The sequence below is a fragment of the Sulfurimonas sp. genome (assembly GCF_047622445.1).
In the GTDB taxonomy this organism is placed as follows: domain Bacteria; phylum Campylobacterota; class Campylobacteria; order Campylobacterales; family Sulfurimonadaceae; genus Sulfurimonas.
Map to the genome: position 1 here is coordinate 1 of NZ_JBLHOE010000063.1, position 19187 is coordinate 19187.

Below are 19187 nucleotides of genomic sequence, written 5' to 3' on the forward strand. Positions count from 1 at the left end.
TAACTCTCGCAGTAGAACATACAGATGCATTATCTAATGTAGAGACCCTAACACTCACAACTCCAACAACTACAGTAGCAAACCTTAATGATACTCCAATAGGAGTAGTAAGTATATCAGGAATACTCACAGAAGATGAAATACTTACAGCTTCAAATACCTTAGCAGATGAAGATGGATTAACAACACTTCACCACCAATGGCAAGCAGGAGGAGTTGATATAGTAGGCGCAACAAACGTAAACTATACACTTACCCAAGCAGAAGTAGGAAGTACAATAACTGTAGCCGTATCCTATACAGATTCCCAAGGTACACTCGAATCAGTTTCAAGTGAAACTTCGGTAGCTGTGGGAAGTGCCATTTTTGATACAACAGCTTTTTCAAATATAAATACAGGATTAGGACTTTTAAGTAATGCTGCAACATTAGGTGTATCATCATTGGCTTCTGATAGTTATTGGGATTTAGTTAGTGATAGAATCATAACTTATACTTTCAACACATCTATTCCCAGTGGTTATAATAGTGAAGCTCCTCTTACAGCTGGATGGACGCAATTAAGTACACTACAAAAATCAGCAGTAAATTCTATTTTTAATCAGCTTGAAGATTTGCTAAATATAACTTTTACTCAAGTACCTGATACAAGTGCACAAAGTGATGGAGATATTCAGTTTAATATTGTCGACATGGATTCAGATACTGCCGGTTTCGCTTACTATCCAGGAGATTTTTATAATTATGAAGGAGATGTGTTTTTATCGAGCGACTTCAACACAGACCCGAGTAATTTTGGTTTAAATTCTGGTGAACAAGGTTGGGCAACTATAGTCCATGAACTGGGTCATGCCTTGGGTCTTGAGCATTCTTTTGATAATGACAATACAGCTCTTTTATCATCATCATTGGATGATGTAAATCATACGATAATGTCATACACAAATCACAATATGCTTACAGATTTTACTTATAGTGAAAACGGGGGTGGCGCTTCAATATCTTATCTTACTAGCTATCTAGAACCAGAATTATATTCTTTATTTGATGTTGCAACATTACAGTATGTATATGGAGCAAATACAAGTAGTAATTCAGGAAATAATATATATACATATTCGTACACAGACTATGAAATGAATACAATATGGGATGCAGGTGGCATAGATACAATTAATTTAACTGCTACATCGGGTGCAAGTACCATAGATTTAAACGCAGGTTCTTTAAATAGCGCAGATAGATACACGGTAGAAGAAATCATAGATTTACATCAAGCACTTGTTGATGTAAATGGTAATAATTTTGATTCATTTATTGAAAGTGAGCTGAATTCTTTAGATGCAAGCTATGGTCTATATACTGGCGAAAATAATTTAGCAATTGCCACAGGGTCAATAATAGAAAATGTAAATTCTGGTTCAGGTTCTGATACTATTACAGATAATGAAGTAGATAATATTATACAAACTTTCTTAGGAAACGATACTATTTATATTGGTAATGGAGGCTTTGATATTGTAGATGGAGGTGGAGGTATTGATACTATGTATATAAGTTTACAGCAAGCAGATGTAGAAATATCTGCTGATTTAGGTAATGGTAGTTATAATTTAGTTGCCTCGGACTTTGCCGTTAATTTTACCGGAATTGAAACGATTCAGTTTAATGATTCAGTCTGGACTGTGGCCTAACACTTTTAAATAAATATTCATCTTCTTTTAGGTACAATCACTTCTTATTCTCAAAGTGTCTATGTAAGAAGCTAATGTAATATGAACAAGTTAAATAAAATACTCTTAGGTATAGTACTCGTTTTGAGCACTATAGTCCCATCAAGTTCGTACGCATCAACAGTGGAAGAAAAAATTGCAGGTTTATATATCGCATTTTTTAACAGAGCCGCAGATAAAAATGGCCTAGAATATTGGAAAGCTGAGGCTGGTACACTCGGTGAAGCAGAGGCAGTTAAAACTTTAGCTTTTGGCTTTGCCGCACATCCAAAGTTCGCAGCACTTTATGAGAGTTTAGAGAATGAGCAGTATGTAGAAGCTATTTACATAAACACTTTAGGACAAGCTGGTGATGCTGAAGGTATTGCTTACTGGAAAAAGTTACTTGATGATGGAATGACTCGTTCAGATATGGTTGCAGAGTTTGTGTCAATCTCATTAGATTTTGATAGAAATGATCCTCAGTATGATGCATTACACGCAGAAGCTATATTAGGACTTAATACTGGAACTTTCGCTTTAGATAGAGCACAAGAAAGACAGGATTTGTTAAAAAACAAAGTATCCGTATCTTTAAAGTTTGTGAGTCTTTTAAATGAAGAAACAAATCTAGAAGAGGGCACAAATCCAAGTGACTCAGATTCTTTAGATTTAGATAAAAAATTTAGAGCCTCAGTGAATGTATTGTCATGTATTACACACGAAGCAAATGCCATAGTTGAGTCTCTATCATCTTCACCATTAGTAGCAGTAGACGCAATAAACAGACTAAAGGTACAATACGGTTCTATATGCCAAGATGCGTCTACAGTAGATACAATAAAATCTTTACTAGAAAATCTAAAGCAATACAATTTTTTTTTTGAAACAATAACTTCAGAAAAAACAGGAAGAGTTTGGATGGATAGAAACCTTGGTGCAAAACAAGCGTGTACATCAGTAGATGATGAAGGGTGTTTCGGAGATTATTACCAATGGGGAAGATATCCTGATGGACATGAAAAATCGGATAGTTCTATAAGTTTAAGAGTACAAGAAACATATAACCCAAATGATGCTAAATTTGTAATAGACAGTGCTGACTGGACTACACTAGATTCTAATGGTGCTTCTAGAAGTACTACGTATAATGCTTGTCCGGTAGGCTTTAGAGTTCCAAGTGTCGATGAAATACGTGAAGAAGATTTTTCAAAAAATCAAGATTTATTTAAACTTGCATATGCAGGAAGCCGTAATGAAGATGGGATGATTGAAGATAAATCTTTGAATGCCTTTCTTATGTCAAACACTCCAACTTCACTCGATTTATATAAAGCGGTAAAGTATACTGGATATTTTGAATCTTCTAGTATAGCTAAAAGAACTATAGGTACATCTGTTCGTTGTATTCAAGTACTAGAACCAGTGGCATGGGGAGTTCCTTCTTCATGGAGTAGTTGTGGGGGAGTTTGTGGAATTTCAGGTGGTTTACAAACAAGGTCTGTTCTTTGTAAAGATGGGAACGGGGATACTATTAATGATTCGTATTGTAGTGAACCTAAGCCTGAAACATCACAAAGTTGTGAAACAGTTGCATGTGAAGACGATTTTATTTCTGAAACAATTTCTCATAATGGCTATGAATATGATACTGTAATATCTCCATACACAGGAAGAACATGGCTAGATAGAAACTTGGGAGCAGATCAAGTATGTACATCAAGGACTGATCTCGCTTGTTTTGGAGATTATTACCAGTGGGGAAGAAATCCAGATGGACATGAGAAGTTGACTAGTTTAGTTACGTATACACTAGCAACAGGTATAAGTAATGTAGGAGATGAGTTCATAGGTAATAGTCATGCTGATTGGACAACGATAGATGCTAGCGGAGTTTTAAGAAGTGCCAACTGGTCTAAAACGGATGGAAGCTCAGTTTGTCCTGTAGGATTTAGAGTGTCTACATATTCAGAGTTGTCAGCAGAAACAATAGACGAAAATAAAGATACATACGTTGAAGTGTATGAAGATTTTTTAAAACTTCCAACTGCCGGTTATCGTAATAATGGTAATGGAGGTCATATCTCCAATCTGAGTATTTTTTGGACGAGTACAGCATTAAGCTTTAGAGGCATATATTTTAGTACTAGTAGTTCTAGTCAGTCTGACTGGAAGGGTTATGGATTTTCAGTTCGTTGTATTCTTCCTGTAGCTCCTTAGAGATTAGAAAGTCAAGTTAACTCTGGTACTAATTTATATCTATAAATATAGTGCCAGAGTGAGTTAATGCCTTTTAAAGTATTCTTGTACTATAATTTCATTCTTTAAATAGATAAGGAAGTATAGTTGCCACGAAAAGTTAGACTCTTTGTTGAAAACGCATCACAGCATATATTACTCAGATGTAAAGACAATATAAATATATTTGAAGATGAAAGTGATTATGAAGCTTTTGTATTCATGCTTGAAGAGTTAAATGTAGCTCATACCATTAGTATTCATGCATATATATTAATGCCTCAATATATAAAATTTTTACTCACTCCAGAAAATTCCCAATCTATATCTAAATTCATGCAAAGTTTAGGAAGAAAATATGTTGGATATTATAATTCAAAGTATGATCATATTGGAACAATATGGGAAGGTAGATATAAAGCTTCGATAATAGAAGACAAATTATATCTGCTCGAGACTATGAGATTTATTGAAAAAATGCAAAGTAGCGAATACCTTTATAGTAGTGTGAAGAAAAATTTATTTAATAAAGACAATAGTATTATTTCACAACATGAATTATACGAGCAAAAAAAATATGAAGAATTATTTCATAGAGATAGAGATGAAATAACATACAAATTTATAGAAAACTGTTTAGAAAAACAATTAGTAACAGGTAGTATAGATTTTATTAAGTATGTAGAAGAGATCGTAGGAATCTCATTAAGTCCAAACAATATTGGTCGTCCTACCAAACAGACAGAAGAAAAAAGGAAAAACATGTATAAAAATTTAGTAATCTTAGATAAAGAACAACATAAAAGTTCAAAGTTAAGTCCTGTAGAGAATTTGTTATTTGCTAAAAATGTAAGCTTTGTACCGATTCTTACAAATGAAGTTTATAAAATTGGAAGTTCTTTACCTATTGTATTTTCAGCAAATGAAGAAGCTTCTTTAATTTCTTTAGTTTCCTTAGGTGGAGAAAATTTAGCGATAAATGAAGAAGGTAAATGGATAAATGAATACATCCCCTCATATCTTAGAAAGTATCCTTTTTCTTTAGCAGCGGCTAAGGACAATCTAGAGAAAAAAATTATCCTCATTGATGATGAAGCAAGTGTTGTTTCTAAATCTAAAGGAAAACAACTTTTTAAAAAGAATGGTGAACAGTCTGAGGTTTTATCAGATGCAATTAAGCTTCTAACTACGCATGAATATCAAGCTCAAGTTACGCATAATGTTTCTAAACTTATCGCGCAAAGTGGTATATTAGAAAATATGGACATATCAATAGGTAAAGATGAAGAAAAAAAAGTGTTAGTTTCTGGATTTAAAGTTGTAAATAGAGAAAAATTAAATGCTTTGAGTGACGATATATTAGCTGATTGGGTTCGAAAAGGCATCATTTACTTAATAGATACACATTTAAAATCCCTAGAGAATATTAAATTCCTTTTTACTCTAGCACATGAACGACAAAAGTAGGTAGTATAATGTCAAATCAAAAAACCTCTAACTCAGAGTTAAAAGAAGCTATTTTAGCATCAAAAAAATCATTTTTAATTGTTGGCTTCTTTAGTATGTTTGTAAATTTACTTATGCTAGTTCCCCCATTATATATGTTACAACTTTACGATAGAGTTATAACAAGTAGAAGTGAAGGTACGCTTTATATGCTTACTGGAATTGTTGTTGTGCTATTTATAACTATGGCTCTTTTAGAGATTGTTCGCTCAAAGATACTTGTTAAAGTAGGAAATAAGTTAGATAGTATTTTAAGTGAAAGAGTCTTTAATTCTCTTTTTGACCTAGCAAATGAAAAACCAGGAAAATCTTCGGCAATGCCTCTTAATGATTTAACTGCTGTGAGACAATTTATGACGGGTAATGGTCTTTTTGCATTTTTTGATGCACCTTGGATTCCTATATATGTAGCTGTCCTTTTTATGTTTCACCCTTATTTTGGATATTTTGCGATATTTGCTGCTTTAGTGTTACTTACATTTGCAATTGTGAATGAGTACTCGACAAAACAAAAACTAGGTGAAGCGAATGCTCTTAGTCGTGCTTCAACTTTGTATGTTGATTCAAGTTTAAGAAATGCAGAAGTTATAAATGCAATGGGCATGAAAGAAAATATCAATAATATTTGGAAAGAAAAATATTATGGTTTTTTAAATGCACAAAATGAGGCAAGCTCTAAAGCTGGAGTTTGGTCAAACGTTGCTAAATCTACTAGAATGTTATTTCAGTCTTTGATGTTAGGTTTAGGTGGATATCTTGCGATTCAAGATGAAGTAAGTGCTGGTATGATGATAGCTGGTTCTATAATCATGGGTAGAGCCTTAGCTCCACTTGATTTGATTATCAATTCTTGGAAAGGTTTTTCTAGTGCGAGAACTTCTTATCAAAGAATCGATGCACTTTTGATTGATTTCCCTAAAGGTAAAGAATATATGGAATTACCAGCACCTGAAGGTGAAATTCTCTTAGAAGGTGTTGTAGTAATACCTCCAGGAGCAGAACAACCATCTGTCAGAGGCATTAGTATGGCTATTAACAAAGGTGATATAGTTGGTATAATTGGGCCAAGTGCAGCCGGTAAGTCATCTTTAGCGAGAATTATTTTAGGTTTATGGCCTTTAGCTGCGGGTAAAGCTAGGCTCGATTCTGCAGATATTTACCAATGGGATAAAGCACTACTTGGACAACATATCGGATACCTACCTCAAGATATAGAACTATTTGAGGGTACAATTTCACAAAATATATGTAGATTCGCTGAAGTAAATTCTGAAAAAGTAGTAGAAGCAGCAAAAATAGCTGGTGTACATGAAATGATTTTAAGACTTCCTGATGGTTATGACACTAAGATAGGTGCAGGGGGAGCAACACTTTCCGGTGGACAACGACAACGTATAGGTTTTACTCGTGCAATTTATGATAATCCAATACTAGTTGTATTAGATGAACCTAATTCAAATCTAGATGAAGTGGGTGAAGTAGCCTTAGTTCAAGCAATAAAACTTTTAAAAGAGAAAAATACGACAGTGATTGTTATTACACATCGTCCGAGTATATTGCAAGCAACTACAAAACTAGCTATTATCAAGGAAGGTTCTTTGGAAGCTTATGGCGATACAAATGACATTCTATCAAAAATGGCAGCGGCTAAGAGTGCGCAAGTTCAAAATCAAATAACAAATCCGCAAGCTGCTAAAAAAATATCACTTAATAAACCAGGGAGTTAATGAATGCAAGATAATCAAGAAAATCAAATGCCATCACATGACGATTCATCTATAATTATATTTGGATTAGGACTTATTTTTACTGTATTTATTTTACTGGGTGGGTGGATGTATCTTGCTCCATTAGCATCATCTTCTGTTGCGATTGGAACCGTATCTGCAGACTTAGATAAAAAAACCATACAACATTTAGAAGGTGGAAAAGTAACTGCCATATATGTAAAAGATGGGGATAAAGTAAAAAAGGGTCAATTACTACTTAAATTAAGAGATGTTCAGATAAAGGCGCAGTTAGATATTTTAAATGCCCAGTTTCAAGATGCAATAGCCTTATTCGCAAGATTAAAAACACAAAGAGATAATAAGAATACTATTTCTTTTCCTGAAAATTTACATGATATAAATGCTAAGAATGATCAAATAAATATATTTGTAACTACTAAGAAAACGATTAAAGATGAAAAGACTATTAACCAAAATAAGATTGTTCAATTGCAAGAACAAATTAGTGGGTTAGAATCTCTTATCCTCAGTAAGCAAAAAAGGTCATCTTCAATATTGGAAGAAAGATTAGAATGGGAAGAACTTTTTAAACAAAGACTTGTAGATAAACAAAGAATTAGGGAACTTAAAAGAGAAAATAACTCTATAGATGGAGATTTAGCAAGTACAAGAGCAGAAGTTTCTAAATTACAAGAGCAAATAAGTGAAGTAAAGACACAACAACTTTTACGAGAAAAAGAGTTTAAAAAAGAAACACTTATTAAGTACGTAGAAACTAAATCTACTATATCAGATTTAAAGTCAAAGATTATTGCAAATGAAGATACTTTGGAAAGAACAAATATTATATCGCCGATTGATGGTACTATTGTAGGATTGAGTTTACATACTGTTGGAGGTATCATTACACCTTCTGAGGCAATATTAGAAATCGTACCAGAAAATGCAAAACTTTTGGTCATAGCACAGGTTCAAACGACAGATATAGATAAGGTAAGAACAGGTCTTATAGCTGATATTATGTTTTCGGCATTTAATTTAAAACAAGTGAGTGTTATACAAGGTAGAGTCATACATGTTGCTGCAGATAACTTCATTGATGAAGTATCTGGTATGCCATATTATGAAGCAAAAATTGAGGTAACCGCAGAAGGTATTAAAGTTTTAAATGAAAATAAATTTGTATTAGTGTCTGGAATGCCAGCACAAGTAATGATACAGCTTGGAGATAGAACAGCTTTAAGTTATTTAATTAAACCATTTACAGAAATGTTAAAGGGAAGTTTAAATGAAGAATAATACAAACGTCTTTTTATTTTTAGGTTTATTTGGAATTTCTTTAAATGCTGAAGTTCTATTTTTTTCTAAAGCATATGAATTGGCATTAGAAAATGCACATTCTATAAAAGCTTCTGTTTACCAAGTACAAGGGACAAAAGAAAGAATTATTCAAGAAGAATCTAGGTTGTATCCTCAAATTAATTTATCTGGATATTATAAAAAATCAGAAAATTCGTATTATGATGCAGGTAGAGAAAATCTTAAACAAGGTTTGTTTAATTATGGTATATCTGTAAAGCAATCTGTATATAATGCTGAAATATACTCTAGAATTGACATTGAAACATCAAAAAATAAATTATATAACATAGGTTTAGAACTAGAAAAAGAAGAATTAGCACAGACAGTTTTTAAAGCTTACCTTGAAGTACTCAAAAATAATAATAAAATTAAACTATATGAGACATACTTGAAATATTCTCAATCACGACTTGATGAATTAAATAAAAAGTATGAGATGTTTATGGTTAGCAAGATGGATTTACTTGAAATGCAAGTTGAGTATAAGTCCGCTGAAATAGACTTAATTAAAGAAAAAAAAATACTTAAAGTAAATATGCTGAGACTGAAGCAATTAATTGGAGATACTGAGTATCAATTACCGACAATTGAATCAGATAAGCACCTTGTAGATAGTATAAATGAAATGAAAGTTAATGTATTAAACAAAAATGATTTTTCAATGAATCTAGCATTACTTCAGTCTAAATTAGAATTGAAAATTTCTAATTATGAAGTAAAAAATGCATCTGCTGGGCATTATCCAAAGTTGGACTTAGAAGGTTCAATATATGCATACGATACTGATAATGTTGACGTTCAAGCTCCATATAAAGATACAAAAAGTATTATGCTTGTTCTGAACCTTCCCATTTACTCAGGTGGTTCTATATCATCAAAAGTAAGAGAAAAAGAACTTACCCGTCAATCTGTTAATGAAGAACTTTTAAACACTCATAAAGATATACAAGTACAATATGATGAATACATAGCATTATTTGAAGCGTCTGTAGCATCAGTCTCGATGTATAAAGATGCATATGATTCATCATTATTGTATGTTGATTCTGTGGAACAAGGTTATGAACATGGTTTAAAAAGTATAATAGATTTAAACGATGCGAAAAATAAACAATATGAAGTAAAATATAAATATATTGAAAATATATATGAGATGGTTGATTCATATATTGGACTACTTATCGTTACAAATAACTTTGAAAGTATAGAGCTATTAGATAAACTAGTAGAGCAATAAGATTAGTAGGAAATAATAGATATGAAAAAAGCAATAATTACGGGTATTACAGGTCAAGATGGTGCATATTTAGCAGAATTTCTTTTAGAAAAAGGTTATGAGGTATATGGTACATATCGACGTACATCTTCTGTTAATTTTTGGAGAATTGAAGAATTAGGAATACAAAATCATGAGAACTTACATCTTGTAGAGTATGACTTAACGGATCAAGCTAATAGTATTAGAATGCTTATGGAGATTCAACCAGATGAGATATATAACCTTGCAGCACAGAGTTTTGTAGGGGTATCGTTTGAACAGCCAATTGCAACTACTCATATCACAGGACTTGGTTGTCTCCACCTTCTTGAAGCAATAAGAACAGTGAATACAAAAATAAAATTTTATCAAGCGTCAACATCCGAAATGTTTGGTAAAGTACAAGAGATTCCTCAAAAAGAGAGTACTCCTTTTTATCCTAGAAGTCCATATGGTGTAGCAAAGCTTTATTCACATTGGATGGTTATAAACTATAGAGAATCTTATAATATTTTTGGATGCAGTGGAATCTTATTTAATCATGAATCTCCATTAAGAGGAAGAGAATTTGTAACAAGAAAAATTACAGATTCAGTTGCAAAAATTAAACTTGGTTTACTTGATTCCATGGAACTTGGAAATATGGATGCTAAAAGAGACTGGGGTTTTGCAAAGGATTACATTGAAGGTATGTATTTAATGCTTCAAGCAGACAAACCAGATACCTACATTTTGGCTACAAATAGAACAGAAACTGTAAGAGACTTTGTAACGATGGCATTCAAAGGTGCTGGAATTGAAGTGGAATTTAAAGGTAGTGGTGAAGAAGAGATTGCAATTGATAAAACAACTGGTAAAACAGTTGTTAAAGTGAATCCTAAATTTTATAGACCTTCAGAAGTTGAATTACTTATAGGAGATCCTCAAAAAGCAAAAGATGAACTTGGATGGGAACCTAAATGTACGCTTGAAGAGTTATGTGCAATGATGGTAAAAGATGATTTGAGAAGGAACAAGCTTGGATTTAGCTTCTAATAAAGTTCTTGTTTTTGGTATAGAAGGTTTTACTGGAATTCATCTATCTGAGTATTTAAAGAATACGGGATATGAAGTATTTGGTACTTCATACTCTGATACTAAAGATGATTTTTTTCAAGTAGATATAACATGTAATGATGATATTCTTAGAGCTCTAAAAGCAGTAGTCCCTGATTATATTATTGTTCTTTCTGGCATATCGTTCCCAGCCCATGGTAATAACGAAGATTTTTACAACATTAATACAATTGGTGCAATAAATATACTCGATGTATTAATTCAATTAAATCAAAATCCTAAAAAAATAATTATGGCGAGTAGTGCAACGGTATATGGAAATTTAGGGACTGAAGTACTAGATGAATCACTTTGTCCAAAACCTGCAAATCATTACGGTGCTAGTAAGTATGCTATGGAATCCATGGCTAAAAATTACTTTTCACGACTGAATATAATTATCTCAAGACCATTCAACTATACTGGAGTTGGTCAAATGAGACATTTTTTGATACCAAAAATAGTAAATCATTTTAAAGACAATAAAAAAAATATTGAGTTAGGTAACTTAGATGTTCAACGAGAATTTAATGATATTACTTATGTATGTGAAGTTTATAAAAAACTCTTAGAATGTAATGGTAAATCCATAATTTTAAATATAAGTTCCAATAGAGGGATACAGCTTTTAGATGTAATAGAAATGATGAATAAGATTGCAGGATATACGATTCAAGTGTCAGTTAATCCTGATTTTGTAAGAAAAGATGAAATAAAAACACTTACGGGTTCACCCGAAAAACTTTTTGATCTCATTGGAAAATTAGAACAAGTAGACTTTAAAACTACGTTGAGAAAAATGTTTGAATCTTAAAGTAGCTATTGTCCATGATTGGTTAGTAACAGATGCTGGTGCTGAAAAAGTTTTAAAGGCTATTTTAGAAGTCTATCCAAATGCAGATATTTACTCACTTGTAGATTTTTTAGACGAGGAAGAAAGAGAGGTAGTTTTAAAGGGAAGACATGTAAAAACATCATTTATACAGAAACTTCCATTTGCAAAAAAACATTTTAGAAACTATTTAGCATTATTTCCTCTTGCCATTGAAAGTTTTAACTTGTCTCGTTATGATTTAATTCTCAGTAGTTCTTGGGCAGTTGCCAAAGGCGTTAAAACAACTTCAACACAGTTACATATATCGTACTGTTATACACCAATTCGTTACGCGTGGGATTTATATAATGAATACACAAAAAATTTAAAGCAGCCAAAAAAGTTTTTTGTAAAGAGTACTTTAAGATACATACGAAAGTTTGATATTAGAACTTTGTCCGGAGTTGATTATTTTATTGCTGATTCAAAGTTTGTGCAAGAAAGAATAAAAAAGACGTATAAGAGAGATTCAGTTGTAATATACCCACCTGTGGATATAGAGAACTTTCATATGTGTGAGCAAAAAGAAAATTTTTATTTAACTGCCTCTCGTTTAGTTCCTTATAAAAAAACAAAACTAATAGTGGAAGCTTTTAATGATATGCCAGATAAAAAACTGGTGGTTATTGGGAGTGGTGAAGAGTATGAAAGTATTACACGAATCGCTAAAAAAAATATAATAATTTTAGGTTATCAAGATACATCGATAATGGTAAAATATATGCAAGAAGCAAAAGCTTTCATATATGCTGCAATTGAGGACTTTGGAATAGTGCCAATAGAAGCAATGGCCTGTGGAACACCTGTCATTGCATTGAATGAAGGTGGAACAGCTGAAACGGTTCAAGACATGATAAATGGCATTCATTTTAAAAGCCAAACTAAGCAAGATATTATTAAAGCTGTGCATAAGTTTGAAAAACACATATTTGATTATAAAGAAATATCAAATAATGTTCAGATATTTTCCATAGATAGATTTAAAAAAGAGATAAAAGAGTTTATTGACAGTAAACTTAATTAAGAATAGTCTTACTTTGAAGTATAATACTTTGATGAAAACCAATAAATTTCAAATATCTTCAGTACTATTGTTTATAATCTTATTTTTTATAGATTATCTCGCTTTAGTATCTTCTTTAAAGTTAGCAGTTTTTATAAGAAGTGATTTTTTAAATGAATTATTACCTTTTTATGAAATGCAAAGTATTGAAAAATATTCTTGGATTATTATCATTTCCCTTTCTATGTTCTTATATGAAAAAATTTACTTTGTAAGACATGATTTTTGGGGGGATGCAAAACGAGTTATTAAAGCTCTCGTTCTTTCTTTGTTAATAGTTTTTACTGTTTTGACATTAACAAAAATTTCAAGTGAATATTCTAGAATCCTTATTATGATATTTTTTACCTTTGCAGTATTTTTAGTACCATTGTTTAAAAGAATTTTTAAAAGACTTATCTTTAAAATTGATTTTTTCAATATTAAGGTAAAGGTATTAGCCAAAGATAAAGACTTAGAAACTATCATAAATGAGATAGATAAAAACTGGTACTTTGGATTTAAGAATTCTTTCGATAAATATGAAATGATAATTATAGCTTCGAAGAGTTTTAAAACAATTGAATTACAAAATTTAATAAAAAAATATGCTCAAAGTACAAAAGATATTTATGTTGTACCCTACATGGATCATTTAGATTTTTCCCATGCAAGTATTATGGATTATTCTAATATCCGTTTATCTGCAATACATTTGGAAAATCGTTTATTAAATTATCAGAATATATTTATTAAATATTTATTTGAAAAAATTCTTGTACTCTTGATTTTCCCATTTGCTTTAGTATTACATTTATTTATATCATTATTAATTAAATTAGATTCCAAGGGAAGTGTAATTTACAAACAAAAAAGATTAGGGAAGAACTCACAAAAATTTTCTTGTTATAAATATAGAACGATGCATGAAAATCAAGATGTTTTGAAAGAATATTTAGAAGATAATCCTGATGAAGTTGCATATTATCAAATATTTCGTAAATATAAAAATGATCCGAGAATAACAAAAATAGGTAATTTCTTACGACAAACTTCTTTGGATGAATTTCCACAATTTTATAACATTATACGGGGTAATATGAATCTTATTGGACCAAGGCCATATATGCTTGATGAAGAGGAAAGTATTGGTACATTAAATAAAGATATTATACTTAAAGTGAACCCTGGTATTACAGGCTTATGGCAAGTGAGTGGAAGGAACGAACTGACATTTCAAGAAAGAGTTGATTTAGATACTTGGTATATTCAAAATTGGTCTTTATGGATGGATTTAGTTATCTTTTTAAAAACTATAAAAGTCGTTTTATTAAAGGTCGGTGCTAGATAAGTTTTGGTAAAATTTCATAATTTATTTTTCAAGGTATATAATGAAAAGAGCATTAGTAAGTGTTAGTGATAAAACGGGCGTAGTTGAGTTTTGTAATTCACTTGTAAAGAATAATTATGAGATTATTTCTACGGGCGGGACGTATAAGAAATTAGTTGAAGCTGGTATAGATGCAATAGAAATAGATGAAGTTACAAAATTTCCTGAGTGTTTTGAAGGGCGTGTTAAAACTTTAAATCCTTATGTTCATGGTGGGATACTTCACCGTCGTGATAAACAATCACACCTTGACCAAGCAAAAGAGTTAGGCGTTGAGTCAATTGACCTTGTTTGTGTAAATCTTTACCCATTTAAAGAGACTATTGAGCGTACTGATGACTTTGATGACATCATTGAGAACATTGACATCGGTGGGCCTGCAATGGTTCGATCAGCTGCTAAAAACTTTGATGCTGTAATTATCGTTACTGATGTTGCAGACTATACTGAAGTAATAGAAGCAATAGAAAACGAGAAAAATACAAAAGAATTCCGTCGTGGATATATGATTAAAGCGTATGAGCACACAGCTGCGTATGACTCTATGATTGCAAACTATATGAATCAACGTTTTAACGATGGTTTTGGCGAAAAGCAATTTGTAGTTGGAAATAAAGTAATGGCTACAAGATATGGTGAAAACCCACATCAGCAAGGTGCATTATATGAGTTTGATACGCACTTTAGTAAGAACTTTAAAACACTTAAGGGTGAAGCAAGTTTCAACAACTTAAATGACCTTAATGGTGCTGTTAAAATTGCACGTGCATTTGGTGAAGACAATGCAGTTTGTATCTCTAAACATGGTAATCCTTGTGGTTTTGCAATTAAAGATACGCTCTTAGAAGCATATATAGAAGCACTAAAGTGTGATCCAGTTTCTGCTTTTGGTGGTGTTGTTGCAGTTAATGGAGTTGTTAACAAAGAACTTGCTGAGAAAATGAATGAGATTTTCTTAGAAGTTGTAATTGCTGGTCGTATTACTGAAGAAGCACAAGAAGTATTTGCTAAGAAAAAACGTATAAAACTTTTTGAAATGGGTTCAGATAAACTTATTTTAGCGGATGATAAAAAAGACTTTAAACATGTTGATGGTGGATTTGTTTTTCAAGATGCAGATAAAGTTGGAGCTGATGAAGTTAAAAATGCTAAGTTGGTTTCAGAAAATGCTGCATCAGAGGCAGATATGAAAGATATGGAGATAGCATACAAAGTTGCGTCTCTTACTAAGTCTAACTGTGTAGTGTATGTTAAAAACTCTGCAATGGTGGCTGTTGGTATGGGTATGACTTCACGTGTTGATGCTGCTCAATGTGCACTAAAAAAAGCAAAAGATATGGGTCTTGATGTTAGTGGTGCAGCACTTGCATCTGAAGCATTTTTCCCATTTCGTGATAGTATCGATGCAGCGGCTACGGCCGGTGTTAAAAATATTATCGAGCCTGGTGGAAGTATTCGCGATGAAGAGATTATTGCGGCTGCAAATGAGTTTGGAATGAGTCTATATTTCTCAGAAGTTCGCCACTTCCTACATTAAAATCAAAATAGCAACGTAACTTCTTCGTTGCTACGTTCGTCAGATACAGGAGTATCCTTCCTCTCTATGCACCTTGAAATTACATTACTCTTTTGATTTTAGATATCCATTCTTTTTAAACACGGTAACGGAAAAATACTGAGAATAATAAAACCCCTGCAGTGGAAGGGTCAAAATCTTTGATTTTTGGGTACCCACTATGAAGCCGTTTTATATTCTTAGGATTTTGTAGTGGAAACTTGATTGACTTACACTCAACCTCTATGATATAATCCCACTTAAATAAATTAAACAATAATTTTTAGGAAAACAATGGCGAAATCATTATACAAAACACTTGAAATCAACGAAGGTGCGAGTGAAGCAGAGATAAAAAAAGCATATAGAAAACTTGCACGTCAGTTCCATCCAGATATCAATAAAGATGCTGGTGCGGAAGACAAATTTAAAGAGATTAATTCAGCGTACGAAATACTAAGTGATAAAGAGAAAAAAAGACAATACGACCAAATGGGCGATAATATGTTTGGTGGTCAAAACTTTAGTGATTTTTCACGTTCACATGGTAGCCATGGACAGGGTGATTTAGATGATATACTCAGACAAATGTTCTCTGGCGGTGGAGGCTTTGGAGGTGGAGGTAACCCATTTGGTGGAGGAGGAGGTTTTGGTGGCCAACAACAGGCTCCAAACCTTGATATTGAGACAAGTGTAACGATTCCATTTGTTGTGTCTATCCTTGGTGGTTCTCACTCTGTATCAGTTCAAGGCGATAGATTTGACATAAAAATTCCTGCTGGTGTAAAAAGTGGTGAAAAAATGCGGGTTAAAGGCAAAGGTCATGCCCAAGGTGGACAAGCTGGAGATTTATTTTTAAAGATAACAGTAGCAAGTAGTCCTGATTATGAAAGAGATGATAACAATCTTATCAAAGTCTTTGATCTTCCCTTAGTAGCCGCACTTTTTGGTGAAAAAATAGCTATAGAAACATTAGAAAAAGAGATTAAACTTAAAGTTCCTCAAAATACAAAAAATGGACAAAGCTTTCGTGTAAAAGAGATGGGTGCTATGAACCGTAAAACAAAAGTTCGTGGAGACCTGTATTTAAAAGCAAACATAATTTTACCAAAAATTGATGAATTGGATAAAGATCTAGTTGAGATGATGAAAGAAAAACTTCCAAAGGAATAATCGTATGATTCACCCCTATGATGAGCCAGTTTATTTAATTTCTATTGTTGCAAAAATTCTGGATATTCACCCGCAGACTCTGCGTCAATATGAAAGAGAAAATCTTATATGCCCAGCAAGAACAAATGGTCGTATAAGACTTTACTCTCAAAGAGATATAGATAGAATTAAACTTATTTTACGTCTTACTCGTGAACTAGGAGTAAATCTCGCAGGTGTTGATATAATCTTGCGTTTGAAAGAAAATGTGGATGCAATGGAAAGTGAGATGGCAGAACTTCGTTATGAAATGGATAAAGCTAAAAACTCCTATGGTGTTTCACCAAGTAAAGCGATGGTAACAAAAAGAAGCATCTACGATATAATAATCTTCGAAGAATAAAATAAGAGATGATCTACTGCTATTATTCTTTTAGTCTTTGAATTTTAGCTCCAACATTTTCTAACTTTTCTTTTAATCTATCATAACCACGGTCTAAATGATAAATACGGTGAATATCGGTTGTTCCCTCTGAAACTAGAGCTGCTAAAACAAGAGCACTAGAAGCTCTTAAATCTGTCGCCATAACATCTGTTCCAGAAAGTGGATTCTTTCCATTTATGGTTGCTATATTTCCATTGAGTGTAATATCTGCACCCATACGCTGTAACTCACTCACATGCATAAATCTATTTTCAAAGAGTCTTTCTTCTATGATAGAAACTCCATCAGCTTGAGTTGCCAGTGCCATAAACTGCGCTTGCATATCTGTTGGAAAAGCAGGATACTCTTGTGTGACAATCTTTACAGGTTTGATGTCCGATGATGGGTGGATAGTTATAGTGTCTTTTGTTGTTGTAAAAGTACTTCCCATCTCCTCAAGTTTTGATAAAACTGCACCAAGGTGCTTTGGTTCTACATTTGAGATAGTTAGCTCTGAGCGAGTAATTGCTCCAGCACAAAGATATGTACCAGCTTCTATTCTATCTGGAATGACAGTAAACTCTTTGATATCTATACACTTTCCAGCAGTCCCATGAATAGTTAAAATCGCAGTTCCAATCCCTTCTATGGCTACTCCATTGTCATTAAGAATTTCACAAAGTTGTACAACTTCAGGTTCACGCGCTGCATTTGTAATGGTAGTGTTTCCATGTGCTAAAGCTGCTGCCATTATAATGTTTGCAGTTCCTGTAACAGTGATTTTATCAAAGTTAATGTTGCAACCCTTCAGTCCATTTGGTGCAGTAGCTTCTACATATCCAGATTTGATGTCAATGTGTGCACCCATTTGTTCTAAGGCTTTAAGATGCAAGTCAATAGGGCGTTGCCCAATAGCGCAACCACCAGGAAGAGAAACTTCACAATGACCAAACCTAGCGAGTATTGGTCCTAAAACTAGGATAGAAGCACGCATAGTTTTTACGATATCATATGTTGCTTTTGTCTCAGTGATAGTTGAAGTATCAACAACTACTTTGTCATCTTCAAAGTCACAAGACGCACCAAGGTTTGTTAAAAGTTTTAAAAGTGTTTTAATATCAACAACATCAGGAAGGTTTTTAATATTTACACTATTTTTAGCAAGGATAGTCATAGCTATCAGGGGGAGTGAAGCGTTTTTAGCACCAGAAATTTCGATAGTTCCGTTTAGGGATTTAATACCCTCTATTTGTAAGTAATCCATTGCTCTCTTCAAGTTTTAAAGTAACTAATTATAGCAGAGAATTGTAATATTAATTTATACTTATTTTGATATACTTCTATATCAATCAGATAATAAGGAACTTCTATGAGCACAGCCTTGGATAGATTAAAAAACTTAACGAGTAAAATGTCCTCGTACGAAATGGCGAGAAAAGAAAATTTAAAAATACTAGAAGACTTATATAAAAAACTCTCTATTGATAAAAAGGTTAATAATTTTATAGAATTATTTGACTTTAAAGCTATTAACCTCTCTGGAGCATCTTTAGTAAAAGAAACTCTCGGTGAAGTTAAAGAGGGTAAGTATCTTCAGGTACTTGCAATCTCTTATGATAAAAATGCAACTGTAAAATCAAAAAATATTTCATTAGCTTATTTTGGTCGGGCTGAGAATGTGGATGAAAAGCTTAAAAACTTGGTAATTGAGTTTATTATACGCTATAGATTTGAGAAAAGTTTTATGACCTTAGAACATTATAATGATATGTTAGGGAGTTTCAAAGTATAGATGTCAAGTTTTTATTTTTTACTTTGGTTTCGATGGGCTATAAGAGTGAGTGTATTG

The 19187-nt window shown here is 32.5% G+C and carries 15 protein-coding genes; 14 read left to right on the forward strand and 1 reads right to left on the reverse strand.

Going from position 1 to position 19187, the window contains the following annotated elements:
- From ACI9TV_RS12740 to ACI9TV_RS12800, 13 genes are all read left to right on the forward strand, one after another.
- Positions 1–1694 (forward strand): M12 family metallo-peptidase (locus tag ACI9TV_RS12740; protein ID WP_415251193.1); only part of this gene is annotated, 1694 nt, incomplete at its 5' end.
- Between the two features lie 123 nt (positions 1695–1817).
- Positions 1818–3932, forward strand: a complete 2115-nt coding sequence (locus tag ACI9TV_RS12745) for a DUF4214 domain-containing protein (RefSeq protein ID WP_415251194.1) — start codon at positions 1818–1820, stop codon at positions 3930–3932.
- 126 nt (positions 3933–4058) lie between these two features.
- Entirely contained in the window at positions 4059–5417 is a 1359-nt protein-coding gene (locus tag ACI9TV_RS12750; protein ID WP_415251195.1) for a SapC family protein, read from the forward strand.
- 8 nt (positions 5418–5425) lie between these two features.
- Positions 5426–7183: a type I secretion system permease/ATPase gene (locus tag ACI9TV_RS12755; RefSeq protein ID WP_415251196.1), complete on the forward strand. Its 1758-nt coding sequence runs from the start codon at positions 5426–5428 to the stop codon at positions 7181–7183.
- Between the two features lie 3 nt (positions 7184–7186).
- Positions 7187–8485 carry an HlyD family type I secretion periplasmic adaptor subunit gene (locus tag ACI9TV_RS12760; protein WP_415251197.1) on the forward strand — a complete coding sequence of 433 codons (1299 nt, stop codon included), beginning with the start codon at positions 7187–7189 and terminating at the stop codon, positions 8483–8485.
- Positions 8475–9785 (forward strand): TolC family protein, encoded by a 1311-nt coding sequence (locus ACI9TV_RS12765; RefSeq protein ID WP_415251198.1) that lies wholly within the window; start codon positions 8475–8477, stop codon positions 9783–9785. The genes ACI9TV_RS12760 and ACI9TV_RS12765 overlap by 11 nt, the downstream gene beginning before the upstream one ends.
- A 21-nt stretch (positions 9786–9806) precedes the next feature.
- The gene (gene gmd / locus ACI9TV_RS12770; protein ID WP_415251199.1) at positions 9807–10841 is read left to right on the forward strand and encodes a GDP-mannose 4,6-dehydratase; all 1035 of its coding nucleotides are present in this window, start codon (positions 9807–9809) and stop codon (positions 10839–10841) included.
- Entirely contained in the window at positions 10825–11715 is an 891-nt protein-coding gene (locus ACI9TV_RS12775; RefSeq protein ID WP_415251200.1) for a GDP-mannose 4,6-dehydratase, read from the forward strand. Before gmd ends, ACI9TV_RS12775 begins: the two co-directional genes overlap by 17 nt.
- Positions 11705–12799 carry a glycosyltransferase gene (locus ACI9TV_RS12780; protein WP_415251201.1) on the forward strand — a complete coding sequence of 365 codons (1095 nt, stop codon included), beginning with the start codon at positions 11705–11707 and terminating at the stop codon, positions 12797–12799. Before ACI9TV_RS12775 ends, ACI9TV_RS12780 begins: the two co-directional genes overlap by 11 nt.
- Before the next feature lie 175 nt (positions 12800–12974).
- Positions 12975–14168, forward strand: coding sequence for a sugar transferase (locus ACI9TV_RS12785; RefSeq protein WP_415251202.1), 1194 nt, complete (start codon positions 12975–12977; stop codon positions 14166–14168).
- A 40-nt stretch (positions 14169–14208) separates the two neighbouring features.
- A complete protein-coding gene (gene purH / locus ACI9TV_RS12790) occupies positions 14209–15744 on the forward strand; it encodes a bifunctional phosphoribosylaminoimidazolecarboxamide formyltransferase/IMP cyclohydrolase (protein ID WP_415251203.1) in 1536 nt (511 codons plus the stop codon).
- Positions 15745–16056: 312 nt separating this feature from the next.
- Entirely contained in the window at positions 16057–16935 is an 879-nt protein-coding gene (locus tag ACI9TV_RS12795) for a DnaJ C-terminal domain-containing protein (RefSeq protein ID WP_415251204.1), read from the forward strand.
- A 4-nt stretch (positions 16936–16939) separates the two neighbouring features.
- Positions 16940–17317 (forward strand): heat shock protein transcriptional repressor HspR, encoded by a 378-nt coding sequence (locus ACI9TV_RS12800; protein WP_415251205.1) that lies wholly within the window; start codon positions 16940–16942, stop codon positions 17315–17317.
- A gap of 22 nt (positions 17318–17339) precedes the next feature.
- Here the strand turns inward: ACI9TV_RS12800 and murA are convergent, their stop codons facing one another.
- Positions 17340–18602 carry a UDP-N-acetylglucosamine 1-carboxyvinyltransferase gene (gene murA, locus ACI9TV_RS12805; protein WP_415251206.1) on the reverse strand — a complete coding sequence of 421 codons (1263 nt, stop codon included), beginning with the start codon at positions 18600–18602 and terminating at the stop codon, positions 17340–17342.
- A 105-nt stretch (positions 18603–18707) separates the two neighbouring features.
- Here murA and ACI9TV_RS12810 point away from each other — a divergent pair, with 105 nt between their 5' ends.
- Complete coding sequence (locus tag ACI9TV_RS12810) at positions 18708–19130, forward strand: hypothetical protein (protein WP_415251207.1); 423 nt, start codon at positions 18708–18710, stop codon at positions 19128–19130.
- The last annotated feature ends 57 nt before the right edge of the window (positions 19131–19187 follow it).

What these genes read in the sequence shown, in the direction of transcription:
- ACI9TV_RS12755 (WP_415251196.1), top strand. Translation starts at nt 5,426, where the DNA reads ATGTCAAATCAAAAAACCTCTAACTCAGAGTTAAAAGAAGCTATTTTA.
- ACI9TV_RS12760 (WP_415251197.1), top strand. Translation starts at nt 7,187, where the DNA reads ATGCAAGATAATCAAGAAAATCAAATGCCATCACATGACGATTCATCT.
- ACI9TV_RS12765 (WP_415251198.1), top strand. Translation starts at nt 8,475, where the DNA reads ATGAAGAATAATACAAACGTCTTTTTATTTTTAGGTTTATTTGGAATT.
- gmd (WP_415251199.1), top strand. Translation starts at nt 9,807, where the DNA reads ATGAAAAAAGCAATAATTACGGGTATTACAGGTCAAGATGGTGCATAT.
- ACI9TV_RS12785 (WP_415251202.1), top strand. Translation starts at nt 12,975, where the DNA reads ATGCAAAGTATTGAAAAATATTCTTGGATTATTATCATTTCCCTTTCT.
- purH (WP_415251203.1), top strand. Translation starts at nt 14,209, where the DNA reads ATGAAAAGAGCATTAGTAAGTGTTAGTGATAAAACGGGCGTAGTTGAG.
- ACI9TV_RS12795 (WP_415251204.1), top strand. Translation starts at nt 16,057, where the DNA reads ATGGCGAAATCATTATACAAAACACTTGAAATCAACGAAGGTGCGAGT.
- ACI9TV_RS12800 (WP_415251205.1), top strand. Translation starts at nt 16,940, where the DNA reads ATGATTCACCCCTATGATGAGCCAGTTTATTTAATTTCTATTGTTGCA.
- murA (WP_415251206.1), bottom strand. Translation starts at nt 18,602, where the DNA reads ATGGATTACTTACAAATAGAGGGTATTAAATCCCTAAACGGAACTATC.
- ACI9TV_RS12810 (WP_415251207.1), top strand. Translation starts at nt 18,708, where the DNA reads ATGAGCACAGCCTTGGATAGATTAAAAAACTTAACGAGTAAAATGTCC.